The sequence below is a fragment of the Paenibacillus sp. NRS-1781 genome (assembly GCF_050467745.1).
GTDB classification, from domain to species: Bacteria; Bacillota; Bacilli; order Paenibacillales; family Paenibacillaceae; genus Paenibacillus; species Paenibacillus terrae_A.
Genome location: NZ_JBITPI010000015.1, coordinates 51,404 through 76,294, shown reverse-complemented (window position 1 = coordinate 76,294; position 24,891 = coordinate 51,404). Strand labels below are relative to the sequence as shown.

26 protein-coding genes are annotated in these 24,891 nt (G+C 48.3%); all 26 read left to right on the top strand.

Annotated features, from left to right (window positions below; all coding sequences use genetic code 11):
- The first annotated feature begins 216 nt into the window (after positions 1-216).
- Positions 217-846, top strand: coding sequence for a uracil phosphoribosyltransferase (gene upp / locus ACIFO6_RS04960; protein WP_013312332.1), 630 nt, complete (start codon positions 217-219; stop codon positions 844-846).
- A 106-nt stretch (positions 847-952) separates the two neighbouring features.
- Positions 953-2,122: a non-hydrolyzing UDP-N-acetylglucosamine 2-epimerase gene (gene wecB / locus ACIFO6_RS04955; RefSeq protein ID WP_430038661.1), complete on the top strand. Its 1,170-nt coding sequence runs from the start codon at positions 953-955 to the stop codon at positions 2,120-2,122.
- Between the two features lie 170 nt (positions 2,123-2,292).
- Positions 2,293-2,547: an AtpZ/AtpI family protein gene (locus ACIFO6_RS04950; RefSeq protein WP_025683780.1), complete on the top strand. Its 255-nt coding sequence runs from the start codon at positions 2,293-2,295 to the stop codon at positions 2,545-2,547.
- Positions 2,540-2,920 carry an ATP synthase subunit I gene (locus tag ACIFO6_RS04945; RefSeq protein WP_044646220.1) on the top strand — a complete coding sequence of 127 codons (381 nt, stop codon included), beginning with the start codon at positions 2,540-2,542 and terminating at the stop codon, positions 2,918-2,920. The genes ACIFO6_RS04950 and ACIFO6_RS04945 overlap by 8 nt, the downstream gene beginning before the upstream one ends.
- 29 nt (positions 2,921-2,949) lie before the next feature.
- Complete coding sequence (gene atpB / locus ACIFO6_RS04940; RefSeq protein ID WP_430038658.1) at positions 2,950-3,774, top strand: F0F1 ATP synthase subunit A; 825 nt, start codon at positions 2,950-2,952, stop codon at positions 3,772-3,774.
- 104 nt (positions 3,775-3,878) lie between these two features.
- Positions 3,879-4,103 carry a F0F1 ATP synthase subunit C gene (gene atpE / locus ACIFO6_RS04935; RefSeq protein WP_014278475.1) on the top strand — a complete coding sequence of 75 codons (225 nt, stop codon included), beginning with the start codon at positions 3,879-3,881 and terminating at the stop codon, positions 4,101-4,103.
- Positions 4,104-4,213: 110 nt separating this feature from the next.
- Entirely contained in the window at positions 4,214-4,702 is a 489-nt protein-coding gene (atpF, locus tag ACIFO6_RS04930; protein WP_430038656.1) for a F0F1 ATP synthase subunit B, read from the top strand.
- Complete coding sequence (locus tag ACIFO6_RS04925) at positions 4,699-5,244, top strand: F0F1 ATP synthase subunit delta (RefSeq protein WP_430038655.1); 546 nt, start codon at positions 4,699-4,701, stop codon at positions 5,242-5,244. The genes atpF and ACIFO6_RS04925 overlap by 4 nt, the downstream gene beginning before the upstream one ends.
- A gap of 19 nt (positions 5,245-5,263) precedes the next feature.
- On the top strand, positions 5,264-6,778 hold the full coding sequence (atpA, locus tag ACIFO6_RS04920) for a F0F1 ATP synthase subunit alpha (RefSeq protein WP_025683774.1): 1,515 nt from the start codon (positions 5,264-5,266) through the stop codon (positions 6,776-6,778).
- Positions 6,779-6,984: 206 nt separating this feature from the next.
- Positions 6,985-7,851: an ATP synthase F1 subunit gamma gene (gene atpG, locus ACIFO6_RS04915; protein ID WP_430038652.1), complete on the top strand. Its 867-nt coding sequence runs from the start codon at positions 6,985-6,987 to the stop codon at positions 7,849-7,851.
- A 121-nt stretch (positions 7,852-7,972) separates the two neighbouring features.
- On the top strand, positions 7,973-9,373 hold the full coding sequence (atpD, locus tag ACIFO6_RS04910; protein WP_014278469.1) for a F0F1 ATP synthase subunit beta: 1,401 nt from the start codon (positions 7,973-7,975) through the stop codon (positions 9,371-9,373).
- A gap of 69 nt (positions 9,374-9,442) precedes the next feature.
- Complete coding sequence (locus tag ACIFO6_RS04905) at positions 9,443-9,856, top strand: F0F1 ATP synthase subunit epsilon (protein WP_430038650.1); 414 nt, start codon at positions 9,443-9,445, stop codon at positions 9,854-9,856.
- 349 nt (positions 9,857-10,205) lie between these two features.
- Complete coding sequence (locus tag ACIFO6_RS04900; protein ID WP_025683770.1) at positions 10,206-10,457, top strand: DUF1146 family protein; 252 nt, start codon at positions 10,206-10,208, stop codon at positions 10,455-10,457.
- 322 nt (positions 10,458-10,779) lie between these two features.
- Positions 10,780-12,129 (top strand): UDP-N-acetylglucosamine 1-carboxyvinyltransferase, encoded by a 1,350-nt coding sequence (gene murA / locus ACIFO6_RS04895; RefSeq protein WP_430038648.1) that lies wholly within the window; start codon positions 10,780-10,782, stop codon positions 12,127-12,129.
- A 232-nt stretch (positions 12,130-12,361) separates the two neighbouring features.
- Positions 12,362-13,789 carry a stage II sporulation protein D gene (gene spoIID, locus ACIFO6_RS04890; RefSeq protein WP_430038646.1) on the top strand — a complete coding sequence of 476 codons (1,428 nt, stop codon included), beginning with the start codon at positions 12,362-12,364 and terminating at the stop codon, positions 13,787-13,789.
- A 70-nt stretch (positions 13,790-13,859) separates the two neighbouring features.
- Positions 13,860-14,600, top strand: a complete 741-nt coding sequence (locus tag ACIFO6_RS04885) for a M23 family metallopeptidase (protein ID WP_014278464.1) — start codon at positions 13,860-13,862, stop codon at positions 14,598-14,600.
- Between the two features lie 199 nt (positions 14,601-14,799).
- A complete protein-coding gene (gene spoIIID, locus ACIFO6_RS04880) occupies positions 14,800-15,087 on the top strand; it encodes a sporulation transcriptional regulator SpoIIID (protein ID WP_007432737.1) in 288 nt (95 codons plus the stop codon).
- 172 nt (positions 15,088-15,259) lie between these two features.
- Positions 15,260-16,258: a rod shape-determining protein gene (locus tag ACIFO6_RS04875; RefSeq protein ID WP_430038643.1), complete on the top strand. Its 999-nt coding sequence runs from the start codon at positions 15,260-15,262 to the stop codon at positions 16,256-16,258.
- 122 nt (positions 16,259-16,380) lie between these two features.
- A complete protein-coding gene (locus ACIFO6_RS04870; protein ID WP_430038641.1) occupies positions 16,381-17,265 on the top strand; it encodes a flagellar hook-basal body protein in 885 nt (294 codons plus the stop codon).
- Between the two features lie 13 nt (positions 17,266-17,278).
- Positions 17,279-18,106 carry a flagellar hook-basal body protein gene (locus ACIFO6_RS04865; RefSeq protein WP_430038639.1) on the top strand — a complete coding sequence of 276 codons (828 nt, stop codon included), beginning with the start codon at positions 17,279-17,281 and terminating at the stop codon, positions 18,104-18,106.
- Positions 18,107-18,116: 10 nt separating this feature from the next.
- Complete coding sequence (locus ACIFO6_RS04860; protein ID WP_430038637.1) at positions 18,117-18,329, top strand: DNA-directed RNA polymerase subunit beta; 213 nt, start codon at positions 18,117-18,119, stop codon at positions 18,327-18,329.
- 402 nt (positions 18,330-18,731) lie between these two features.
- Positions 18,732-18,896, top strand: coding sequence for a hypothetical protein (locus ACIFO6_RS04855; RefSeq protein WP_430038635.1), 165 nt, complete (start codon positions 18,732-18,734; stop codon positions 18,894-18,896).
- A 340-nt stretch (positions 18,897-19,236) separates the two neighbouring features.
- On the top strand, positions 19,237-19,683 hold the full coding sequence (gene fabZ, locus ACIFO6_RS04850; protein WP_430038633.1) for a 3-hydroxyacyl-ACP dehydratase FabZ: 447 nt from the start codon (positions 19,237-19,239) through the stop codon (positions 19,681-19,683).
- A 96-nt stretch (positions 19,684-19,779) separates the two neighbouring features.
- Complete coding sequence (locus tag ACIFO6_RS04845; RefSeq protein ID WP_430038631.1) at positions 19,780-21,498, top strand: phospho-sugar mutase; 1,719 nt, start codon at positions 19,780-19,782, stop codon at positions 21,496-21,498.
- 260 nt (positions 21,499-21,758) lie between these two features.
- Entirely contained in the window at positions 21,759-23,774 is a 2,016-nt protein-coding gene (locus ACIFO6_RS04840; protein ID WP_430038629.1) for a DUF5693 family protein, read from the top strand.
- Positions 23,750-24,886 (top strand): polysaccharide pyruvyl transferase CsaB, encoded by a 1,137-nt coding sequence (csaB, locus tag ACIFO6_RS04835; RefSeq protein WP_430039052.1) that lies wholly within the window; start codon positions 23,750-23,752, stop codon positions 24,884-24,886. Before ACIFO6_RS04840 ends, csaB begins: the two co-directional genes overlap by 25 nt.
- The last annotated feature ends 5 nt before the right edge of the window (positions 24,887-24,891 follow it).

Here is a 24,891-nt window from a genome sequence, read left to right as displayed (position 1 = left end):
TATGCATTTTACCTGTCATATCTTCCTCTTGACAAAAGGTTGCGGTGGCAGGTGTTAAAACAATCAAGGGAATGTTATAATAAACAGGATTTACAGGCACGCATTGCATCTGTGCTTATTTGGTTTGTACAAATAGGTTACATAGATCCTTTCCATACAGGATGTTCGATATTCTGGTGCGAAAGAACGTGACGATAATACCGGAGGGAATATATCATGGCAAAACTGGTGGTTTGTGATCACCCTTTGATCCAACACAAACTTACATTTATCCGCGATGTGCGGACCAACACCAAGGATTTTCGCGAACTGGTGGATGAAGTAGCAACATTGATGGCTTATGAAATTACGCGGGATATCCCGCTGGAGAGCATTACGGTGCAGACACCGGTTGCTGAGACAGAAGGCAAGGTTATTTCCGGTCGCATGCTGGGTCTCATTCCAATCTTGCGTGCAGGCTTGGGAATGCTGGATGGCGTTGTCAAACTGCTGCCAGCAGCAAAGGTAGGGCATGTGGGACTGTTCCGTGATCCCGAAACCTTGCAGCCTGTGGAATACTATACGAAGCTGCCTACAGACGTGACTGAGCGTGAATTGATCGTAATTGATCCGATGCTTGCAACGGGCGGATCGGCGATCGCGGCTATTGATGTGTTGAAAAAGAGAGGCTGTACCCAAATTAAAATGATGAATTTGATTGCCGCTCCTGAGGGGGTCAAGGCTGTTCAGGATGCCCATCCTGATGTAGATATTTATGTTGCTGCACTGGACGAGCGTCTGGATGATCACGGCTACATTATTCCGGGTCTTGGTGATGCGGGAGACCGTCTGTACGGAACCAAGTAAACGGCCTCTGGTTCGGCATAATATATGGGCGTTACGGACAAGTCGTTTTTCATAGGAGAACGGTCTTGAAACCGGACGTTTATTTTGAAAAGGAGTTCAACAGAAAATGTCCAAAATCAAAGTGATGACTATTTTTGGCGTGCGTCCGGAAGCGATTAAGATGGCTCCTCTTATTTTGGAGCTTCAACGTCACCCCGAGCATATCGAGTCCGTAGTATGCGTAACGGCTCAACATCGCCAAATGCTCGATCAGGTTCTGGAAGTTTTTAATATCCACCCTGACTATGATCTGGATGTGATGAAGGATCGTCAGACGCTTAATGAAATTTCCATTCGTGTACTTCAAGGATTGGAGCCTGTGTTACGTGAGGCAAAGCCTGATATCGTGCTTGTTCACGGGGATACGCTGACGACCTTTCTGGCCAGCTACGCGGCCTTTATGCAACAGATCGAAGTGGGGCATGTGGAAGCGGGCTTGCGGACGTGGAACAAGCTTTCTCCGTACCCTGAGGAAATGAACCGTCAACTGACAGGAGTGCTGTCTGATCTTCATTTTTCTCCTACAACTTTATCTGCTGGGAATTTGCGGAAGGAAAATAAACCTGAATCGCGAATATATGTAACAGGCAATACCGTGACTGACGTATTTCAGTATACGGTTCGTCAGGATTACGAGCATCCGGTGCTGGAGTGGGCTAAAGGCAAGCGTCTGATTCTGATGACGGCACACCGCCGGGAGTCCCAAGGGGAGCCGCATCGCCAAATTTTTAGTGCGGTCAAACGGATCGCGGACGAGTTTGAGGATATCGCTATCGTGTATCCGGTTCATCCGAGTCCGGCTGTGAAGGAGCCTGCATTTGAGATTTTAGGCAACCATCCGCGCATTAAGCTGATTGATCCGCTGGATGTGGTGGATTTACACAATTTTTATCCGCACACTCATCTCATTCTTACCGATTCCGGTGGTCTTCAGGAGGAAGCACCTTCATTCGGCGTGCCTGTACTGGTACTGCGTGATACGACTGAAAGACCGGAAGGAATTGAAGCTGGCACATTGGAGCTGGTGGGTACGAGTGAAGAGAACGTCTACAATCGTACTAAGGCTCTTTTGACGGATTCTGCATTATATGAGTCTATGAGTCAGGCAGCAAATCCTTATGGCGATGGCCGAGCTTCGGTAAGAATTGTCAATGCTATTTTGCACCATTATGGTGTTCAATCCGAACGTCCTGAAGAATTTCACACAATGTTCACAAAAGGTGTCCGCACCACATAATCATCCTTACAGGGTAAGCATACAGTTAAACTGTACGGTTACCAAGGGATACGGAATTTTAAGATGCTTTGTCGACTGATTTTATACTTTAGGGCACTAAAATATCTCAATTGACAAAGCATCTTATATTTAAGTAAAATGGACTGGAATTGCAGGGGTGACATGGAAAAGTGGTCAAACCTTCCAAGCAAAACAACAACCGAAATAACACCGGAAATGCCTTCAAGGCAATTGGACTGGTGAGCGCTATCGGCATTGATTTGGCCGTGTGTACACTGGGTGGTTTTTATGCCGGAAAGTGGCTAGACGCCAAACTTGGTGGTTCCGGAATTTGGATTGGCGTAAGCGTTCTCGCAGGCTTGGTTGTAGGCGCATTGAGTATTGCCCTTGTGATCGGAAAGGTATTGAGGGATAACCATGAGTGAGATGACCCGAATGCAAAAAATGTTATGGATCGTAGCGCTTTGTATTATGGCTCTGTGTTTCCTGGTCTCCGCCTTCATGCCCCAACATCGTGACATTGCTCACGGAATCATTCTGGGAACGGGAGTAAGCTGTCTTAATGTGCTGTATATGGCCTACAAAATTCGACAGGTTGCGAGTGCGGCTGCCGGTGAAGGCAAGAAGAAAAGGGTGGGCATCGGCTTTGGAGTTCGTGTAGCGACCTCCATTTTGGCAGTAGTGCTGGCGATAGAATTTCCGGCCTATTTCCATGAGATCGCTGTAATGGCAAGCCTGGTAACTGGACAGTTTCTTCTTTTAATTATAGGCATCATATTCGCGCTACAGGAAAAATGATGGCTCAACTGAGAAAGGGGTGAGAAAACATGTTGCATGAATCACCGATTATCGAATTGGGCGGGTTTAACATTGACTTGTCCGTCATTATTATGCTTTTTGTAACTTGCGCGATTGTGTTTGGACTGGCTTTTGCTGCAACGCGCAATTTGTCTGTGGACAATCCAAGCAAGCTGCAAAACTTTATGGAATGGGTCGTTGAATTCGTTCAAGGACTGATTACCAGCACGATGGATTTGAAAAAAGGGAAGCCGTTCCTCTCCTTGGGGATGACGCTGATCATGTTCATTTTTGTCGGAAATATGCTGGGCTTACCATTTGGTATTGTGACCGATTTCGATAATACGCAAAGTGCCCAAGTATTTGGACACCAAATCATTCCAGTCAAGGAAGCATTAGTACAAGCACAGGCGGCTCATCCTGGCGAACTTGCTCACGTGGGTGTCAGCTGGTGGAAATCACCTACCGCAGATGCAGGGGTGTCCATTGGTCTGGCATTGATGATCTTTGTGCTGGTTCATTTCCTGGGAATCTTCCGTAACACCAAAGCTTATTTCAAGCATTACATTCAGCCATTCCCTTTCTTTTTGCCAATTAACCTGATTGAGCAGTTCTCGAAACTTTTGACACATGGTATGCGTCTATTCGGTAATATCTTTGCCGGCGAGGTTTTGATTAGTGTGCTGCTGAAATTGACAGCAGTTGGTGTTGGAGGGTGGATTGCCTCCGTACTGGGGCTAATTGTATGGCAAGGATTCAGTATCTTTGTCGGCAGTATTCAGGCGTTCGTCTTTACCATTTTGACGTTCGTGTATATTTCACAGGCAATTGATACGCATGAAGAAGAGCATTAGGTCATTTCAGTTTCCGGTTTTTAGTTAAGTTCAGGAGTGCGCTTCGCTCTTAACTGCAAATACATGTACAACACAAATACACATCTCTAAGGAGGATTTTTAAAATGGGAGCTTGGGCATTAATAGCAGCAGCTATCGCAGTAGGTTTGGGTGCGCTCGGCGCAGGTATTGGTAACGGTCTGATCGTAAGTAAAACAGTTGAAGGTATCGCTCGTCAGCCAGAAGCAAAAGCTTCATTGCAAACTGTCATGTTTATCGGTGTAGGTCTGGTCGAAGCACTGCCAATCATCGGTGTCGTTCTGGCATTCATTTTCTACGCAGCAGCTTAATTGAATGGAAGCAAGGTTTGGCGGGGAAGGCACAGCCATCCGCGCCTTCTTTGTTCGTTTGAAGAATGAAAGATCCAGGACTGACGTTCACCGGAAAGGAGTGACTTCAATTGAGTTTAAATTGGACAAGTATCGTTTTTACTTTAATTGCATTTTTGATCTTGTACTGGTTGCTAACCCGTTATGCATTTGGCCCCCTCTTTTCAATTATGGAGAAGCGGCGTGAGCTTGTTTTGAAGCAAATGAATGAAGCGGCACAGACGCGTGAACAGGCCACTGCCTATGTTGAGGAGCAAAAGCAGGCTCTCCAACAGGCACGTAAAGAAGCCTACGATATTATCGAGCAGTCGAAACAAACAGGTAGCAAGCAAGCGGAGCAAATTATCGTTCAGGCCAAGGACGAAGCTGTCCGCCTGAAAGACGAAGCTGTTCGTGAGATCACAAGCGAGCGCAATAAGGCAGTTGCCGAGCTGCGCAGCGAAGTGGGCCGGGCTTCAGTACAAATCGCTTCCAAGCTGATTCAAAAAGAAATCAAGGAAGATCAAGTCCAGGGAGAGCTTGTCGACCAGTACCTTAAAGAGGTAGGAGGCAAAGCATGAGCCGGGATACGGTAGTTGCCAAACGCTATGCGAAAGCTTTGTTTGAAGTGGCGGAGCAAGAGCACACCATTATGGAGACCGAGCAAGAGCTGCGTGCTTTTGTAGAAGCTGTCTCTGGGGATGCTGAAATCCGTAAGTTCATCAACTCTCCTAACATTACGGAAGCGGTCAAGCTTCAGGTTCTGGCTAACAGTTTTGAGGGCAAGCTGTCTGCCCCGCTGATCAACACGATTAAGCTGTTGATCCAGCGCAGCAGAGCAGATTTGTTCGAATCTCTTCTCGCCGGATACCTTGATATTCAGGAGTACAAGCTGGGACTTGCCCATGCAAAGGTGTATTCCACTTATGCGCTCAGTGAGCAGGAAAAAACAGCGGTAGCCGAGCAATTCGGAGCCCGTGAACATAAAACAATCCGTGTGGAAAACATAGTGGACCCGAGTCTGCTGGGCGGATTGAAAGTGGTTATCGGCGATACACTGTACGACGGCAGTCTGGCCGGCAAGCTGGATCGTCTCGAGAAATCCTTTAACAGACGAGTATAGAAGATAGGGGTGAACACACTTGAGTATCAAACCTGAAGAAATCAGTTCATTGATTAAAAGTCAGATTGAACAATATAAAAATGATATCGAGGTCGTTGAAGTCGGCACTGTTGTTGAAGTCGGCGACGGTATTGCCCGCGTCTACGGACTGGAAAAAGTCATGTCCGGTGAATTGGTTGAATTCGAAAACGGCGTTTTGGGCTTGGCGCTCAACGTGGAAGAAAGCAATGTCGGTGTTGTTATTCTCGGTCAATTCTCCGATATCCGCGAAGGCGGCCAAGTGAAACGTACAGGTCAGATCATGCAGGTTCCTGTAGGGGAAGCATTGATCGGACGTGTTGTTAATCCGCTGGGACAACCAGTTGACGGTAAAGGCCCGATTGCTACAACGGAATTCCGTCCGGTAGAAAGCCAAGCTCCAGGTGTTATGGCCCGTAAATCGGTACATGAGCCAATGCAGACGGGGATTAAAGCTATTGATGCGATGGTTCCGATTGGTCGCGGTCAACGCGAGCTGATTATCGGTGACCGTCAAACAGGTAAAACCTCTATTGCGATTGACGCGATTTTGAATCAAAAAGGCAGCGGAATGAAATGTATTTATGTTGCCATCGGCCAAAAGCAATCTACGGTAGCTCAAGTTGTTGAAACCTTGCGTCGTCATGGTGCTTTGGAATATACGATTGTCGTTACAGCGGCAGCTTCCGACCCATCACCGTTGCTCTATATCGCACCTTACTCTGGTTGCGCTATGGGTGAGTATTTTATGTACAAAGGCGAGCACGTATTGGTTGTATACGATGACTTGACCAAACAAGCGTCAGCTTACCGGGAACTTTCCCTGTTGCTGCGTCGTCCACCGGGCCGTGAGGCATATCCAGGTGACGTTTTCTATCTGCATTCCCGCTTGCTGGAACGTGCTGCGAAGCTGAATGACGAGTTAGGCGGCGGATCGCTAACTGCGTTGCCATTCATCGAAACACAGGCTTCCGACGTATCTGCCTATATTCCAACGAACGTTATTTCCATCACAGACGGACAAATCTTCCTCGAAGCTGACTTGTTCTATGCAGGACAACGTCCAGCGATTAACGTAGGTATTTCTGTATCCCGTGTAGGTGGTTCGGCTCAGATCAAAGCGATGAAAAAGGTTGCAGGTTCTCTGCGTCTGGATCTCGCCCAATATCGTGAGCTTCAAGCGTTCTCCCAATTCGGTTCTGATTTGGACAAGTCCACCAAAGCTCGTCTGGATCGCGGCGCGCGTATGATGGAGATTTTGAAACAGGGTGTTAATCAGCCGCTGGCTGTAGAGCAACAGGTTGTGAGCCTGTACACTGCGGTAAAAGGCTTCCTGGATGATATTCCTGTAGCAGACGTGAAACGTTTTGAGAAAGACTTCCTTTCTTATATGGAGTCTGATCATCAAGATATTCTTCAATCTATTCGTGATACAAAAGATTTGGTACCTGATAACGATGCGGCTCTCAAAGCAGCTATCGAGAAATTCAAAAAATCATTTGCCACGTCGGTTTAATACATTGGAATTTGCCAGTTTATGACGAGAAGTGTCCTAAGGAAGCGTGCCCTCCGGGCTGTGGCTTCCTTGGCATGTTTTATCCTCAATAACAGGCCTTTTATGATTAGTCCGGCTCGACTGTCCTTCATCATGGACGGCCGGATATCCAGAACCGGTTTACGAAGTTAGCTTTGGCTTTGCCAAAGCTTGAAGGTGGTGAAATCATGGCAAAAGGTATGCGCGAGATTAAACGTCAGATCAAAAGTGTGCAGAGTACGAAGCAGATTACGAAAGCGATGGAGATGGTAGCTGCATCCAAGCTTAGAAAAGCTCAGGAGAAGGCTGAGGCGGCTCGTCCTTATTCGGAAAAGCTTAGGGAAGTTGTGACCAGTATTGCTGCGGGGTCAAACAATGTTAAGCACCCGATGCTGGAATCGCGTCCGGTCAAAAAGACAGCATATCTCATCATTACATCTGATCGTGGTCTGGCTGGTGGTTATAATGCCAACATTTTGCGGCAGGTTACACAGACAATTGCGGAACGTCACCGTTCACAGAATGAATTTACAATTTTCATTATTGGACGAAAAGGACGGGACTATTTCAGACGCCGCGAGTTTCCTATTGCCGAGTCGGTAACAGATCTGTCGGATACACCTGCTTTTGCAGATATCAAGACGATTGCCAACAAAGCTGTGCAGGGTTTTGAGCTCAAAGAATTTGATGAGCTGTATCTATGCTATAACCGCTTTGTTAATGCATTGACTCAGATTCCAACCGTTGACCGTCTGTTGCCTATGGCGACGCCGGATTCCGCTGCTGCTGCATCCTCGATTAACTATGAGTATGAGCCGTCACCGGAAGGAGTGCTGGAAGTACTGTTGCCGCGATACGCGGAAACACTCATCTATGGTGCTTTGCTGAACGGTAAGGCGAGTGAACTGGGAGCGAAAATGACAGCAATGGGATCTGCCACTAAAAATGCTACGAAGCTGATTGGTGAGCTGTCGCTGACCTATAACCGTGCTCGTCAAGCGGCTATTACCCAGGAAATTACGGAAATCGTGGCAGGGGCAAGTGCCCAGTCTTAATGGGTTTTTTTGCGGACTGCTGCATAGCTGGTTCTATACTAATATGATAATTTGCGGGCGCAAAACAAATCGTGTAGCTCGGATTTGCGGCTGTGCAAGCTTGTAGGAGGGAAACCAAAAGATGAACAAAGGACGCGTAGTGAGCATCATGGGTCCGGTTGTCGACGTTGAGTTTGAACGTGGACAGCTTCCAGAAATCCTGAATGCCATTCATATTGGGACTGTGCTGGAGAACGGAGTCAAAGTTGACCTGACGCTCGAAGCATCGAAACACCTTGGTGACAACCGTGTGCGTTGTATTGCCATGTCTTCCACAGATGGTCTGGTTCGTGGAGTTGAAGCGATTGATCAGGGAGCACCTATTTCGGTACCTGTCGGTGAAGCAACTCTGGGACGCGTATTTAACGTACTTGGAACGCCAATTGATAATGGTACTGATTTGAGTGAAGCAGCTAGAAATCCGATTCACCGTCAGGCTCCAGCCTTCGATGAATTGACAACTCAAGCAGAAATGCTCGAAACCGGCATTAAAGTTATCGACCTGCTGGCTCCTTACGCCAAAGGCGGTAAAGTCGGATTGTTTGGTGGTGCCGGTGTAGGTAAGACCGTAACCATTCAGGAATTGATTAACAATATCGCTCAGGAACATGGTGGTATTTCCGTATTCGCAGGTGTTGGTGAACGTACGCGTGAGGGAAATGACTTGTACCATGAAATGAGAGATTCCGGCGTTATCAATAAAACGGCGATGGTGTTCGGACAAATGAACGAGCCTCCAGGCGCGCGTTTGCGTGTTGCCCTTACCGGTCTGACGATGGCGGAGTATTTCCGTGATCAGGAAGGCCGTGACGTATTGCTCTTTATTGATAACATTTTCCGCTTTACTCAAGCGGGTTCCGAGGTTTCCGCCCTGTTGGGACGTATGCCTTCGGCAGTAGGTTACCAGCCTACACTGGCAACTGAGATGGGTCAATTGCAAGAACGGATTACTTCTACTAAAAAGGGTTCTGTTACTTCCATTCAGGCCATCTATGTGCCTGCGGATGACTACACTGACCCGGCTCCTGCTACAACGTTTGCCCACTTGGATGCAACGACAAACCTGGAGCGTAAAATTTCCGAGATGGGTATTTACCCGGCGGTTGATCCACTAGCATCAAGCTCCCGGATTTTGGCTCCAGAAGTTGTAGGTGAAGAGCACTACAATGTAGCACAAGGTGTAAAACAAATCTTGGCCCGCTATAACGAGCTTCAGGATATCATTGCCATCCTGGGTATGGACGAGCTAAGTGAGGAAGACAAAATGCTGGTAGCCCGTGCGCGCAAAATCCAGCGTTTCCTGTCCCAACCTTTCCACGTTGCCGAAACGTTCAACGGCTTCCCGGGTAAATATGTACCGGTTAAAGAAACTGTACGAAGCTTCAAAGAAATTCTGGAAGGCAAGTATGATCATCTTCCAGAAGCGGCCTTCCTTTTTGTAGGGGCCATCGAGGAAGCGGTAGAAAAAGCCAAAACGCTGTAGCATACAGGCAAAGAATAGCCGAGCCTTACGAAGTGAGCTGTCTACGGACAGCTTTCAGGAGGGATTCAAGTGAGCACATATTTATTGGAGATTGTGACGCCGGAGCGCCTGGTCTTTGCAGAACAGGTAAACAGCATCAGTGTTCGCGGCTTGGAAGGCGATCTCGGGATTTTACCCGGACACCTTCCCTTGGTCACTCCCTTGAAGATTGCGCCGGTACGTATTAAAACTGGCGGTCAGACAGAAGTGATTGCGGTCAATGGGGGCTTTGTCGAAGTCCGCAAGGATAAAGTGGTCATTTTGGCTGAAAGTGCGGAGCGTCCCGAGAATATTGATGTGGAGCGTGCCCGTGCGGCAAGGGAACGGGCAGAGCTGCGACTCCAGAGCAAACAGGATAAAGTAGACCATCATCGGGCGGAGGTAGCCCTGCAACGGGCACTTAATCGTCTAAATGCAACGAGCATCAGAACCAATAAGAATTAACATTGAGTTTTTAACTGGATTGTAAAAGGGTTCGACATGGTATACGGATGGAATGACAAGAAGACCGCTTCATGGTTTCTGCCAAATGCTGTTACGGCAGAAGAAGAGGAGGTAGACTTTTCCTTCCTTCGATCACTGTGATCGATCCCTTTTTTGATATGATTCCCAAAAATACAGTCCCATTTCTTGCTTATTAGCTAGGTACATAGTACCTTTTAAATTCACGAAACAGAAGGAAATGTTCGTATTTTGTCGAAAAAATTGTCCTGAAAGTAGAAATAGCACTGGCATATTAGGCGTTCGCCGAGTATTATAAAGAAGTCTGTGACGCAGATGGGAGGGATTACGGATGAACGGGAAGCAGCAATTGGCTGAACAGTTAAGTCAATCGGCGAGTATGACCGCGCTGGTCTCCATGATCGTGTCGCTCATTTGTATAGCGCTAGCTTGGTGGGCTTTACAGAGCTTAAAGCTGGATTTATTCATCAGGCATCCTAAGGGACCACAGGGCAGATTGTTACACTTGTTTCTTGCCATTATTCTGGGGCAGCTGGTGTCTGGCTTTCTTTTAAGCTATATCTCATGGAGCCAGATGCTTTAGAATGTGTTTTAATATGAAGTGGGCGGGTTAATGACTTTATGGCCCTGTATCTGCGGGAATTGTCGAATAACATCGCGCCATATTGTTAACAATGGTAAACAAAAGAACTAAACGTGTATAGCTAGCCCGACAGGCTGGAAACACAATATTCTTCATGTTTAAAAAACGCTTGTATACTTGATTTAATCAGTGTTATGATGGCAGTTAGGGTATTAATAAAATCTTGTTTTTTTATGTAATGAAAAAGCAAGGCATGAAAATAGCGGAATATGTTCTTTTTTCCATGATGGAAAAGGGAAATGACGCGCGGAGGGAACCATAGATGAGCAAATTTATCGTCCGCGGTGGCAACAGATTGACCGGGAGTGTCAAAGTCAGCGGAGCCAAAAACTCAGTTCTGCCGATCATCGCCGCATCTCTTTTGGGAGAAGAAGGAGAAAGTGTTATCATTGATGCACCTCCTCTAGACGATGTGATGACCATTAACAAAGTGCTGGAGTCCTTAGGAGCAGGCGTTACATACCAAGACGAGGTCATTCGTGTTGACGCACGGAAGATAATTTCCTGTGAAGCCCCTTACGAGTGGGTTAGGAAAATGCGCGCATCGTTTTTGGTTATGGGGCCGTTGCTTACACGTTTGGGACACACAAGAATTTCGCTTCCAGGCGGATGTGCAATTGGTACGCGACCGATTGATCAGCATTTGAAGGGTTTTGAAGCATTGGGTGCCGAGATTAGTCTGGGCCAAGGGTTTATTGAAGCTAAAATTAACGGGCGTCTGCGTGGAGCCAAAGTTTATTTGGATGTAGCCAGCGTAGGTGCGACCGAAAATATTATGATGGCCGCTACTCTTGCGGAGGGCATTACCACCATTGAAAATGCTGCGAAGGAACCTGAGATCGTCGATCTTGCGAATTTCCTGAACGGTATGGGTGCCAAGGTGCGCGGTGCAGGTACAGGCGTTATTCGCATTGAAGGTGTTGAAAAGCTGCACGGTGTGAAGCATACGGTCATTCCCGACCGGGTAGAAGCAGGTACTTACATGGTTGCTGCTGCGATCACAGGCGGGAACGTATATGTAGAAGGCGCGATATCGGACCATTTGGGACCGGTTATCTCCAAGATGGAAGAAATGGGTGTAATCATTCAACCGGATGAAAATGGAATTCGCGTGATTTCGGATAAACCGTTAAAGGCCGTTGATGTTAAAACGTTGCCTTATCCTGGTTTCCCTACGGATATGCAGTCCCAGATGATGGCACTTCAACTTGCCGCTGAAGGCACCAGCATTATCACGGAAACCGTGTTTGAAAATCGCTTTATGCATGTGGATGAATTTCATCTGATGAATGCGGAGATTAAAGTTGAAGGCCGTTCCGCAATTGTAACCGGCAATGCTAAATTGACAGGTGCAAAAGTGACCTCGACAGATTTACGTGCAGGTGCTGCTTTGATTCTGACTGGACTGATTGCGGAAGGTACAACGGAGGTATCCGGCGTACAACACATCGACCGTGGTTATGTTCATCTGGCTGAGAAGCTGACCGGGTTAGGCGCCGACATTTACAGAGTTACGGTAGAAGAGCCCAAGCTGGATATCTCCAGTGCTGAGCGCGTCATACCAGAACCGACATCAGGGAATCTGTTTAAGATTCAGCCTTCCCTCGCCTAAGCTTTAGAGTATATAGCCTCATGCGGCTACATGCTGTGACATTTACGAACAAGTGAGGAACCAAGTCCATAAAGGGCTTGGTTTTTTTTATGTTTAAGCCTGTCTTTTTCATTCTTTCAGTTCTCTTAAAAGGGTTCTACCAAAGTGGACGACCTCATATGATTGAAAATATCTGCTGGAGCATATCTCTGCTTCCAGCCGGACTCAAGCTCTTTGATGGAGGTTTCAGCTTATGAAAGATTCACAGGTTCGTATTCGTATACCGATTCATCACTCCAAGGAACACCGCCGGGCTTCTCCTGAGGGAGGCAGTCACGGCTCTATAGCCGTTGTACAGGCAGGGCGTCCTGTGCCACAGCAGATCGTTCCGCCGGGCGCGTCAGCTCCTGACAGAGTGACCTTCACCGCCCGGCGCACGGCGGCGGCGGTCACTCCCGCGCAGCGCCCTATCCCCGCGTCGCCGCCCGTCTCTGGGGCAGCTACGACCCGCGGCAGCCTGCCGCCCGCGCTGCTGCCGCATCTACGGCCTTCTGCCGGGCGCGTCCCGCGCTGGGGCAACCGCCGCCCATGGCTGCCCGCCGCGGCTATGGTGGGCCTACTGGCGCTAGCGCTGGCCGTGCCCGCACTGCTGGCATGGCCTCGCCACACGGCGCAGACGTTGCCGCCTAGCAACCGCACAGCCACGTCTGCGGTTGCGAAGGGCGAGGCGCCTGTTACACGCCTGCCGGGCGTCCCGTCGATTCCTGCGGTGCCCGCCGCGCCAGCGCGCAGTGTACCAGCGGCGGCAGAGCCGGACGTGCGCGTGTACGTCACGTCCACCGGTCGCACGGAGACGCTGCCGCTGGAGCAATACATTGTCGGCGTAGTAGCAGCCGAAATGCCGCCCAGCTTCGAGGGCGAGGCGCTGAAGGCGCAGGCTATTGCCGCGCGTACCTTCATTGCTCGGCGTTTGCTGGCTGATGACACCAGCGGCGCTCCGGCGGGGGCGGATGTGACCGATACGGTTAAGCACCAAGCCTACATTTCCAAAGCCAAACTGAACAGAGAGTGGGGGCATGCTGGCAAATCCGCAGAACTGGCCAAAATCCGGCAGGCTGTACGCGACACCAAGGATACGATCATGGTATATGAGGGGAAACCGATTACCGCTTCCTTTTTTTCTACCAGTAACGGCTATACTGAAAATTCAGAGGATGTATGGGCCAAGGCTGTGCCTTATTTACGGAGTGTGTCAAGTCCATGGGACAAGCAGCTTGCCCCCCGTTATGCAGAAACCATCACGCTGAGCCGTCAGAATGTGCTTGATAGATTGGGATTGAGCCGCCGTACGGCGATAGCCGCTTCTACTGGAGGAGGGAATATACCGGAAATTCGGGTACTTTCCAAGACAAAGGGGCATCGGATCAAACAGATCGAGGTAGGAGGCACTATTTTTACAGGACCGGAAATCCGAAACAAGCTGGGGCTGCGTTCTGCTGAATTTACGTGGAAGGCCGAAGGAGATCGGATCGCCATTACAACCTACGGCTACGGACATGGTGTCGGTATGAGCCAATGGGGAGCTAATGGAATGGCCAAGGAAGGACATACCGCCACTCAAATTCTCCTTCACTATTACACGGGCGTTTCTTTTGCCCAAGCCTCTCGTATTCTAAGTTAGTAAATTTTTCAAAACTTTGAAGTATAAAAGAGTTGCACCCGGTAACACTGGTTACTGAGGTGATGAGCAAATGAGTGAACAAAATAAAAACCAGAACCAAAATCATGAAGAAACACCCAAAACCTTTCAGGGTGGAAGGGCTTCACGGCCGTCTTCGTGGAAAAAGCTGTTGTCCAAAAGGTGGGCATACCCGGCAGCCTATATTGCCGCAGCAGCCATTATACTAACCCTAGTGTGGGTCTATCAGGATGCCAGCCAGAAGTCTTTCAAACCTGACCCAGCTAATTCATCGGTACAGAATACATCAACGGTCAATACCGATGTCACCGGACAACAGCCTGAAAGTATGGAGGTCGTTGCCCAGTCGGAAAATCTCGCATGGCCGGTGGCGGATGCTGCCGCAGTACAGGTCGTAAAGCCATTCTTTGACGAAAACGCGACAGCTGACGAACAGGCGGCTGCGATGGTAGAGTACGATAAAACCTTTACCGCCAACACTGGCATTGATCTTTCTCGCGCTGATGATCAAACGTTCGAGGTGAGAGCCGCCCTCAGTGGTAAGGTGACCCGTGTGGAACAACACCCGCTGGTTGGCAACGTTGTGGAAATTACGCATGATAACAATCTCAGAACCGTTTACCAAAGCCTGAACGATCTGAAAGTAAAAGAAGGCGATCAAGTAAAACAGAACGATGTTATCGCTTCGGCGGGTCGTAATGAACTTGAAAAGGATTTGAAAACACATCTGCATTTTGAAGTGTATCAGGATGCCAAGCCAGTGAATCCAACCGGTCTGCTTCCTAAAAAATAAATTCGGCAATAGCTTTTCATGCAAAGCGGGGGATCATCATCCCTCGCTTTTTCTTGTGCTTTTGTAGTTCATGAGGTAAACATAAGTTGCTTTTCCAAATAAATAGGCCTTCCGAAGCATGTCTTCCCGCCATACTGCGAATATATAGGCATACTCCTCATATAATGTACCAAACTATCCACAGTGGGGAGGCGGGAGCGTGCACGATTACATCAAGGAACGGACCATCAAAATCGGTCGCTGTATCGTGGAAACAAGGAATACGGTCCGTACGATTGCCAAGGAATTTGGTGTCTCCAAGAGCACGGTGCATAAAGATCTGACCGAACGGCTGCCTGAAATCAACCCGGACCTTGCAGATCAGGTGAAGCACATTCTCGAATACCATAAATCCATTCGTCATCTGCGGGGAGGAGAAGCGACGAAAATTAAGTACAAAAAAACGAGCGGAAAAAGAAGGGAGATCCTTGTTTCAGGCAAGTCTTAAAAATATATCGTGAATTGGCTGGCAAAGCCATTGAATCAACCCCCTGAAGTATGATATGTTAAAAGATGGTACAAGATCGAAAAATGACATGTAACCGTAGGTTTATACATATATTTGCCGCTTCTTGTCGAATCTTAGCTTTTTAAAATATCACTTTGGGGGCCTTTTTAATATGTTCAGTAATGATATCGGTATCGACCTCGGTACGGCCAACGTGCTTATCCACGTCAAAGGGAAGGGGGTTGTTCTTGACGAACCTTCCGTTGTTGCAATAGAAAGCGATACAAAAAGAGTTCTGGCTGTCGGAGAGGAGGCACGCCGTATGGTTGGACGTACTCCCGGTAATATCATAGCCATCCGTCCACTGCGCGACGGTGTCATCGCCGATTTTGAAGTGACTGAAGCCATGCTAAAATATTTTATCAATCGTGTAGGGGGGAAAAGCTGGTATAGCCACCCTCGTATTCTGATCTGTGCGCCGACGAACATTACCTCAGTGGAACAAAAAGCGATCCGTGAAGCGGCGGAGCGTAGCGGGGCTAAAGAAGTATTTTTGGAGGAAGAGCCAAAAGCAGCTGCCATCGGGGCAGGAATGGATATTTTTGAGCCTAGTGGCAACATGGTTGTGGATATTGGTGGTGGAACAACAGACGTTGCGGTTCTCTCTATGGGGGATGTAGTAACGGCTTCTTCTATTAAAATGGCAGGGGACAAGTTTGATTCTGCCATCATGAAATACGTGAAAACAAAGTACAAGCTTTTGATCGGGGAACGTACGGCAGAAGATATTAAAATCGCCATCGGCACCGTGCATCCGAGCGGAAGACAGGCAGAGATGGATATCCGGGGACGAGATATGGTATCCGGGTTGCCTAAAACGTTAAGTATTTCTGCGGCTGAAGTGCAGGATGCGCTCAGAGATCCTGTGTCAGCGATTGTTGCTGCGGCCAAGTTTGTATTGGAGCAGACCCCACCGGAGCTGTCAGCCGACATTATTGACCGCGGTGTTATTTTGACAGGCGGCGGCGCGTTACTGAGCGGATTGGACGAGCTGCTTGCCGAGGAGCTGCGTGTTCCGGTGCTGGTTGCTGAAGATCCGATGCATTGTGTCGTCAAGGGCACAGGAATTATGCTGAATAATTTGGATCACGTCGTTAAGAAAAAGTTCTAATCTGCCGATAGTGAATATAAGCGACTCGTGTGCGGTCAGGGAGGCTATCTAGGTTTTGGCTTCCATGCCTCCGTACGAGCAGATATTTGATCAGGAGAGTATAGGATTGGGGTGCACGATACATGTTGAGAGGTTTATATACTGCGGCTGCCGGAATGACAACGCAACAACGACGCCATGACACCGTGACGCAAAATATTGCCAATATGAACACGACCGGATACAAGCAGGAAAACAGTGTTCAGCGTTCTTTTCCCGAAATGCTTATTTCGATGACTGGAGGCAATCCGGATAATCCGGACCGTACGGTCGGCAAGCTCAATACTGGCGTTTTTGCTGAGGAAAGCCTCTCTCCTTACATTCAGGGGGCATTGAAGGATAGCGGACAAGCTACGGATTTTGCGATACAGTCCAATATTAACGTGAACGACCCGGCAACCAATCGGCCTATGGCTTTTGATCGGGCGGGGAAATTCATCAATGCTAACGGTGAAGTCACCTATCGTCCGGAAGCGTTTTTTACGGTTCAGGACAGCAACGGTAATGTACGCTATACACGTGACGGGCATTTTCAGGTAAATGGAACGGGTGCGTTGCTCTCGTCGACTGGCTCAGCAGTGCTGGATACGAATGGAAAGCCGATTCAATTGACGGGGGCTGTTTCAGCGCTTAAAGTAAATGAGCGGGGCGAATTAGTGGACAAAGCCTCTAATCAGACGTTGGGAACGACGCTTGGAATCAGTGTCATTGACCGTCCATACCAGCTCGTTCGTGAAGGTAACGGGAATTTTCGTCTGAATGATACGGACGGTGCTACGGCCAGAACGATGACTGCAAATGATGTGGTAACTGTTCGTCAAGGCTATCTGGAAGTATCCAATGTGGACGCTTCGCAGTCGATGGTGGATATGATGGCTGCGTTAAGAGCGTATGAAGCGAATCAGAAGGTCATTCAATTTTATGATAAAAGCTTGGACAAGGCCGTTAATGAAGTAGGCCGTGTATAACAGGGGGTAAGTGATGAACAACTCCATGATCGGCGCAATGGTATCTATGGCCAGTGTGCAGCAGCGCTTGGATTTGATTGCCGATAATATCGCCAATGTCAATACGGTTGGTTATAAGAGTAAACAGGGTTCTTTTGAAGATGTGCTGGCCAATGTGCAGCAGCAACCTTCGACGTATCTCCAAAATGGACGGGCTATGCCGCTCGGCTATAATTTGGGCTACGGTGTGAAAATAGCCTCGGCTATGAAAAATATGGAGCAGGGACCGCTTAAAGAGACGGGGCTTCCTACCGATCTGGCGATCCAGGGCAATGCCATGTTCGAAGTTCAGGGAAATGGACAGAAGGCTTGGACGCGTGACGGAAGTTTTCATTTTGTTCCAGATCCGAATGACAGCAAAACGATGTTGCTGACAACTGCTGAAGGCTATCAAGTGCTGGATAACAATGATGTTCCTGTAACTGCTCCGTCTGGCTCCAAGGTAGCGATTAACCCGGACGGTGAATTGCTCATTCGCCCAGACGGAACGGGAAATCCAATAGCTGGTCAGCGGATTAAGCTGATGGATGTGCAACGTCCAGAAGGATTGGAACAGCGCGATGATAACCTGTTCGTGCTAGCATATGGTGTGACAGAAGCGAATGTATTTGGTGCAGCAGGTGTAGCGGGCGCTGTTCCAGCGGACGTATCTGTACGTTCCGGCTATTTGGAACAGTCTAATGTGGATTTAGCGGGTGAAATGACGGACATGATGCAAGTTCAGCGAATGTATCAATTGGCGGCACGGGCGCTGACTTCTAGCGATACAATGTTGAACCTGGCTAACAATCTGAGGGCATAGGGATTTGGTGATGAAAGAAGAACAACCCGATTCCCGTCCGGTGCCTGAAAAGGCGAAGTCTCGCTGGCGTACTGCCCGTTATTTCGTAATCCCGTTGCTATTCCTATTCTCGCTGTTGGGTGGTTTGATTGCAGGATATGTGATCGTAGGCAAGCAAGGACTGGCAGGAGTATTTGAATGGAAAACCTGGCAGCATGTCATTGATCTTATATTTGCGCCTTAAATTCACTTTAAAAGAGTGGGGCGGTGGGAAAAGGTCGCTCCGCGAATGATTTGATCTTACGATCGCTGTTGCAACGGGATTTTCTTATTTTATAAGTTATTCAGATGTAAAAATCCCGTTGCAAAGGCGAACGTTGACGCTTCTCCAGATTCAAATCCTTCGCTCCGCTACTACCCGCCATCGAGCCCACTCTTGTTAAGGTAAATCAACCCGCAATTTGTGTGGGTAGTATATAAAAACAACAAAACCCTGTGCCAGCAGCGCAGGGTTTTGTTGTGCCTTCAACGGCAGGGGCCCTCCAACTCAGCACGTCGTTGGAGGGTCAATGAAGGCCATCGCAGGGGCCTTCGGTGTTGTTCCGCCTTCACGCCAAGCGAGTATTATTGAAGCGAGGCTTTATTTTTGAGCCAAAAACAACTTGGCGGAGAGGTTTATTTGAATCTGGAGAAGCGGCAGCGTTCGCCTTTGCCCCTGAATTTTAACCGTATCGGGTTTTTAAATAATGAAAAAATTAAGGGGCAACAGCGATCGGAAGATCAAATAAATCGCGCAGCCCGTCCCCCTTGACTCAATTTGAAGCTCTGCTTCACCCCATAATAGGAGCACCCAATATGGTACTTCCGCGTAATTTTCTTTTTACATCTGATAACTGTATAATGATGGGGAAGTTTAAACACTGCGGGGTAAGACCAAGCACGGGCAAAAGGGCCTCTTCGCGCCTCTGGTTGCATAACCGGCGGAAAAAGCCCCTTATCTCAACCTTCACTTCTGCAGTAGGTGAAGGATATCTAACATTGTTACCGCTTTGAACTGTTATTATGCAGCGCAGGCGGGGTAATATTATGCTTGCAGTGGCTCTATTTTGTTAAGAGCCTGAACCCTGCAAGCGAGAGGAGTTATTAAAGTAATGGACAAATTGCAATTGGATGTTAATCAAATTCAGGAGATTATCCCGCATCGGCCGCCGTTTTTGTTGGTGGACCGCATTATAGAGCTGGAGGAAGGGAAAAGAGCAGTAGGTATTAAAAATGTAACAGTGAATGAGCCTCATTTCATTGGACATTTTCCGGGTTATCCTGTTATGCCGGGTGTGCTGATTACCGAAGCCTTGGCTCAGGTAGGTGCATTCGCACTGCTGCATCTGGAAAGCAATCGCGGGAAAATTGGTTTCTTGGCAGGGCTGGATGGCTTCCGTTTTCGCGGACAGGTGGTTCCTGGGGATACGCTGACGCTTGAAGTGGAAATAACCCGTTCCAAAGGAGCATTCGGCAAAGGGAAGGCTACGGCTAAGGTAGGTGATACAGTAGTAGCTGAGGGCGAGATTCTGTTTGCATTGTCCGATCCTCCCCAATAAGCAAGCTCCGCTGACATAAGCACGACGTCTGAACCGAGTGCATGTGTACATAGAAATCCTGTCTTGACCAACCAAAAACGGAGAGGGGAAATTGGCATGACGCAGTTGAGTAAAAAAGCATTGGAAAGCATTGAGAGCTGGCTGCATGACCCTTATATTGATGAAGAAACCAAACAGGAGTTGCGCGCATTGGAAGGCAACGAGCAGGAGTTGGAGGATCGCTTTTACAAAGAGCTGGAATTCGGCACAGGTGGTCTGCGCGGAGTGATCGGGGCGGGTAGCAACCGGATGAATCGTTACGTCATTGGACGTGCGACTCAGGGACTGGCTCGTTATATTTTGGAGCAGCATGCGGGGAAAGAAGGGAAGCCTTCGGTTGTAATCGCGCATGACTCGCGTCATTTCTCGCCAGAGTTTGCTTTGGATGCGGCTTTGGTGCTGGCAGGCAACGGCATCGTTGCCAAGCTGTTCCCGTCCTTGCGTCCAACGCCACAGCTTTCTTTTAGCGTACGACATTTGGGAGCCAGTGGTGGGATTGTCGTAACAGCAAGCCATAACCCTCCTGAATATAATGGATACAAGGTATACAACGATGAAGGTGGTCAGCTTGTTCCTGATCAGGCCGAGCAGGTTATCGGTTACATCCATGAGGTTCCTTCTTTTGCTGATATTCACCGTCTGACACGTGAAGAAGCAGAGGCCCAGGGCTTGCTGGTTTGGCTCGGAGAGCAAGAAGATGAAGCGTTTGTGGATACGGTAGCCAGTGTGAGTGTTAATCGTGAGCTGATTGCAGCGGGGCCGGGCAAAAACTTCAAGGTTGTTTTTACACCTCTTCATGGCTCAGGCAACGTACCGATTCGCCGCGTGCTGGAGAAAATCGGGTTTGAGCAGGTTCATATTGTGCCTGAACAGGAACAGCCAGATGCTGAATTTTCCACTGTTAAATCACCAAACCCGGAAGAACGCGATGCCTTCAAGCTGGCGATTGCGCTGGGTGAAAAGATTGGTGCGGACTTGTTGATCGGTACAGACCCGGATGCAGATCGCATGGGAGCGGTTGTGAAAAACCGTGACGGCGAGTATGTAGTATTGTCCGGTAATCAGTCTGGCGCGATCATGGTCTACTATTTATTGAACCAGCTAAAAGAAACGGGTAAGCTTCCAAGTAACGGAGCGGTCATTAAAACCATCGTAACGAGTGAAATGGGCGCAGTGATTGCTGAGCATTTTGGAGCAACCGTATTTAACACGCTTACGGGCTTCAAGTACATTGGTGAGAAAATGAATCAGTTTGACCAAACAGGCGATTATACCTACCTGTTTGGCTATGAGGAGAGCTACGGATATTTGGCAGGTAATTATGCCCGTGACAAGGATGCGGTCTTGGCGGCTATGCTGATCGCTGAAGTGGCTGCTTATTACAGTACCCAAGGCAAGACGCTGTATGATGTTCTAGAGGAGCTGTACGAGCAGTTTGGTTACTTTCTGGAGAAGCTGGAGTCCCGCACACTCAAGGGCAAGAATGGAGTAGCGCAGATTCAAGGCAAAATGACGGATTGGCGTACTACCCCTCCTCTGGAAATTGCAGGTGTGAAGGTGGAAAAAGTGCTGGATTACTCACAGGGTTTGGACGGACTTCCGCAAGAGAATGTGCTTAAGTTCTTACTGGAAGACGGTTCGTGGTTCTGCTTGCGTCCTTCCGGTACCGAGCCGAAGATTAAAGTATATTTTGCCGTACGAGGTTCCTCTCTGGCAGATGCTGAGCAAAGAATCAGCCGTCTGGTGGAAGCTGTTATGGCACGCGTAGACGCTTGAGCTAAATCCATTTATAATAGAATAGGGTAAGGTAATTGGATACGAACTAAGAAATCGGTGACCTCTCACGGCAAAGGGCAGTACGCCGTGGGGGTCATTTCTGTGTTGTAGAATAAACTGGAAGAGGCTTTGGGAAAATAAGCTTATTCCGGTGACGGAGGATTTTGCAAAATCCAATGAGTGGCCTGCCAACAACTGAGTAAGGGTAAGGTGAGCAGCGTTGGATTTTGAAAAATTCCGAATATTAAGGAGGTTCTTTGGTGTATCAGAAATGGCAGTATTGGAATACGGCTTCTCGAAAATGGTTATGGATTCTGGTTGCACTTGGCTTGCTGGCTTCCATTCCTGTAATTGCCGATCGTCTGCAGACAGAAGCATCAAGTAAAAAAGTAGAGATCATATTCGACTATCGGGATTTGACAGAGGCAGCTTCGTATCAGGCTCACCCGCAGGATTACCTGAATGAGCAGCTTGACCGCTTAAAACAGGCCGGTGTGAACAGTATGGCAATGTATGAAAGCACGCTGGATGATTTCCGTAAAGCAGGCCATGTTGTAACCTATACGACTCAGAACATCTCTGATATGGAAAAACGGGTATCACCCGCCAACGAAAATTTTACGTACGTTGTTTTCACTGATCAGGAAAACGCTGCGGCATTGAGGCCGTTAATTGAACGTACTTTTAACAGTCTGGACATTAACGTAAAACCATGGACTTATCAGGGTCATGAAGGGCTCGTAGTAGAAACTTCTCCAGAGGATGCGTATCTCAAACCCATGCAGCCTGATCCGATTGCCATGAAACAACTTCGGAGTAAAGGATTTTTTATCGTTCCTCGGATGAGCGACAGTCTTCCTTACAATCAGGAATTGACGGAAGAGACGTTGGCTTCTTTTCAGGAGAATGGCGTAAAACGCATTTTGTTTGAAGGAGATTCTGTCAAGGGGTTTACAGATAATGAGAAAGAACACAGTCTGGCGGCATTCGCTCAATTACTGAACAAATACAATATTGGCCTGGCCGCTATTGAAAACTTGAAAAAACCGCAGGCAGGCTTCAACAAGCTGGCTTACGCTATAAAATATAACGTTGTGCGCCTGTACTCACTGAGCGACAAAGATTCAACGCTTGATGTGGAGACGTTGGCTGATCGTTTTGCATTGGCGACCAAGGATCGCAACATTCGCATGCTTTATCTTAATACAGCTCCGACCCGCAGTGTGGCTGAGGCCAAAGTGAAGGATTCTGTAGATAACTTGATCCATAGTTTGGACAAGCCGGGTAATGCTGTTCAACGGATGGAGAAAAAGGGATTTGAGCTGGGACAGGCTGAACCATTTCAAGTGGTTGATTCGTCGTACCAGCGTTATCTGAAATTGGTGGTTGTACTGGGGGCACTGGCTTTCTTCTCCATTATGGTGTCGTATTTTGTTCCAGCATTGACCTTGCTAGCATTTGGATTGGGACTGGTTGGATCAGCAGGTCTTTACGTTCTGAACTCCAGCTTGATGGAGCAGGGCTTGGCACTACTTGCAGCGATTAGCGGACCCACAGTTGCAATGGTTATTGCTGTACGTACGATTAGAATCAAACGTGAACAGGAGTCTGAGCTTTCAGTAGGTCGTCGTCTCGTTCAAGCACTTGTATTGTACGTCCAGACAGCAGTCTTGTCGTTGGCTGCTGTACCGTTTATTATTGCGTTATTGAATAGTATTGCTTACAGCCTTGTGCTGAACCAGTTTAGAGGCGTAAGCTTGCTTCACATTATGCCGATTTTTTTGGCGGCAGTATATATTTTCTTTTATCGGGGTGTCTCTATACGCGAAGAAATCTCAAAGCTGCTGCGCACGCCGATTACCGCACTATGGGTCATCGTACTGGCTGTTATTGGAGCCGCAGGAGTGTACTATTTGAGTCGTACCGGAAATGCGGGTACCGTGTCTAACACAGAGCTGGTTTTCCGAAATTTCCTTGAGAATGCATTTGGTGTGCGTCCACGTAATAAGGAATTCTTGATGGCACACCCACTGTTTATTGCAGGTGCATTCCTTGCGTTGAAATATCGCCAAGCGATCTATTTGCTGATTATCGCTGCTATTGGTCAAGCTTCTATGGTCGATACCTTTGCTCACATTCATTCGCCAGCGGCCCTCTCGCTTAGTCGTGGGCTGCTAGGATTGGGATTTGGTCTGATTCTGGGAATTATTGCAATTGTCGTGTGGCAAGTGCTGGAAGGATGTTGGAAGAAATGGTCACCACCGTTCAAACGATAATAATCTCGGGTTATTACGGCTTTCGCAATAGTGGAGACGAGGCAGTGCTCAAGTCGATTTTGACAGCATTAGAGGAGGAAAGCCGTCAGGCGGGTATTACGGTTAAGCCTGTTGTGCTGTCTTCGGACCCCGATTGGACGCAGAAGATGTACGGAGTAGAAGCCGTACCACGTATGAGTCTGGGAGAAGTTCGGAGAGCGATTAAAAACAGTGACGGATTAATCAGCGGCGGCGGAAGTTTGCTTCAGGACGCAACAAGTCCCAAAAGCATTCCTTATTATCTGGCGATTCTCAAGCTGGCTCAGTGGGCCGGAAAGCCGACGTTTGTGTATGCTCAAGGCATTGGTCCGGTACAACGGAAGATATTTTACCCTATGATCCGGTCTGTGTTTCAGCGCTGCGAATATGTATCTGTAAGAGATGAACAGTCTGCGGCGTTACTGGGTACCATGAAATTAAAACGCCCTGCTGTCGAGGTTGTTCCCGATCCCGTAATGGGGCTTCCATTGCCCTCCCATTCTGAAGGTTTACAGGGAGCGGCTGTCGAAGGGGGAAATGAACTTCCGATCGTTGGTGTGTCCGTACGTTATTGGGACAAGGAGCGTCGTGAATTAACCGCGATTGCAGATGGTTTGAAGAAATTAGCTGCTGGACGCCGTGTACATTTGCGCTTTTTTCCTTTCCATCTGCCAGACGATGAGCAGGCTTCTAGGATGGTAATGGAATTGTTAGGGGATGTTAGGGAAACAGGCAGCCGTGTCAGCATGTGTGAGCAGGTTACCGATCCTCAGCAGATGCTGCTGGAAGTCAGCCGTTGCAGTTTGATGATCGGGATGAGATTGCACAGCTTGATTTATGCAGCATCCCATCATGTGCCCCCGTTGGGGATATCCTATGATCCGAAAATTGACCATTTTCTCGGCCGCGTCGGTAGCCAGCCTGTAGGCACCACAGAAGCGCTGGATGGTCAAAAGCTGGCTAATGAGGCTATACGATTGCTGGATCAGCGGAGTCAATGGATCGAGAGCCAGGGAGCGGCAATTGCTTTGTTAAAAAGCGAGGCTCGCTTACCGGCACAGCATATCATTAATTACTTGTGTCGCAAAGGATGATGGAT

Coding starts and splice junctions, on each gene's coding strand:
- upp (WP_013312332.1), top strand. CDS start 217: ATGGCAAAACTGGTGGTTTGTGATCACCCTTTGATCCAACACAAACTT.
- wecB (WP_430038661.1), top strand. CDS start 953: ATGTCCAAAATCAAAGTGATGACTATTTTTGGCGTGCGTCCGGAAGCG.
- ACIFO6_RS04945 (WP_044646220.1), top strand. CDS start 2,540: ATGAGTGAGATGACCCGAATGCAAAAAATGTTATGGATCGTAGCGCTT.
- atpB (WP_430038658.1), top strand. CDS start 2,950: ATGTTGCATGAATCACCGATTATCGAATTGGGCGGGTTTAACATTGAC.
- atpE (WP_014278475.1), top strand. CDS start 3,879: ATGGGAGCTTGGGCATTAATAGCAGCAGCTATCGCAGTAGGTTTGGGT.
- ACIFO6_RS04925 (WP_430038655.1), top strand. CDS start 4,699: ATGAGCCGGGATACGGTAGTTGCCAAACGCTATGCGAAAGCTTTGTTT.
- atpG (WP_430038652.1), top strand. CDS start 6,985: ATGGCAAAAGGTATGCGCGAGATTAAACGTCAGATCAAAAGTGTGCAG.
- atpD (WP_014278469.1), top strand. CDS start 7,973: ATGAACAAAGGACGCGTAGTGAGCATCATGGGTCCGGTTGTCGACGTT.
- ACIFO6_RS04900 (WP_025683770.1), top strand. CDS start 10,206: ATGAACGGGAAGCAGCAATTGGCTGAACAGTTAAGTCAATCGGCGAGT.
- murA (WP_430038648.1), top strand. CDS start 10,780: ATGAGCAAATTTATCGTCCGCGGTGGCAACAGATTGACCGGGAGTGTC.
- spoIID (WP_430038646.1), top strand. CDS start 12,362: ATGAAAGATTCACAGGTTCGTATTCGTATACCGATTCATCACTCCAAG.
- ACIFO6_RS04885 (WP_014278464.1), top strand. CDS start 13,860: ATGAGTGAACAAAATAAAAACCAGAACCAAAATCATGAAGAAACACCC.
- ACIFO6_RS04875 (WP_430038643.1), top strand. CDS start 15,260: ATGTTCAGTAATGATATCGGTATCGACCTCGGTACGGCCAACGTGCTT.
- ACIFO6_RS04870 (WP_430038641.1), top strand. CDS start 16,381: ATGTTGAGAGGTTTATATACTGCGGCTGCCGGAATGACAACGCAACAA.
- ACIFO6_RS04865 (WP_430038639.1), top strand. CDS start 17,279: ATGAACAACTCCATGATCGGCGCAATGGTATCTATGGCCAGTGTGCAG.
- ACIFO6_RS04860 (WP_430038637.1), top strand. CDS start 18,117: ATGAAAGAAGAACAACCCGATTCCCGTCCGGTGCCTGAAAAGGCGAAG.
- fabZ (WP_430038633.1), top strand. CDS start 19,237: ATGGACAAATTGCAATTGGATGTTAATCAAATTCAGGAGATTATCCCG.
- ACIFO6_RS04845 (WP_430038631.1), top strand. CDS start 19,780: ATGACGCAGTTGAGTAAAAAAGCATTGGAAAGCATTGAGAGCTGGCTG.
- csaB (WP_430039052.1), top strand. CDS start 23,750: ATGGTCACCACCGTTCAAACGATAATAATCTCGGGTTATTACGGCTTT.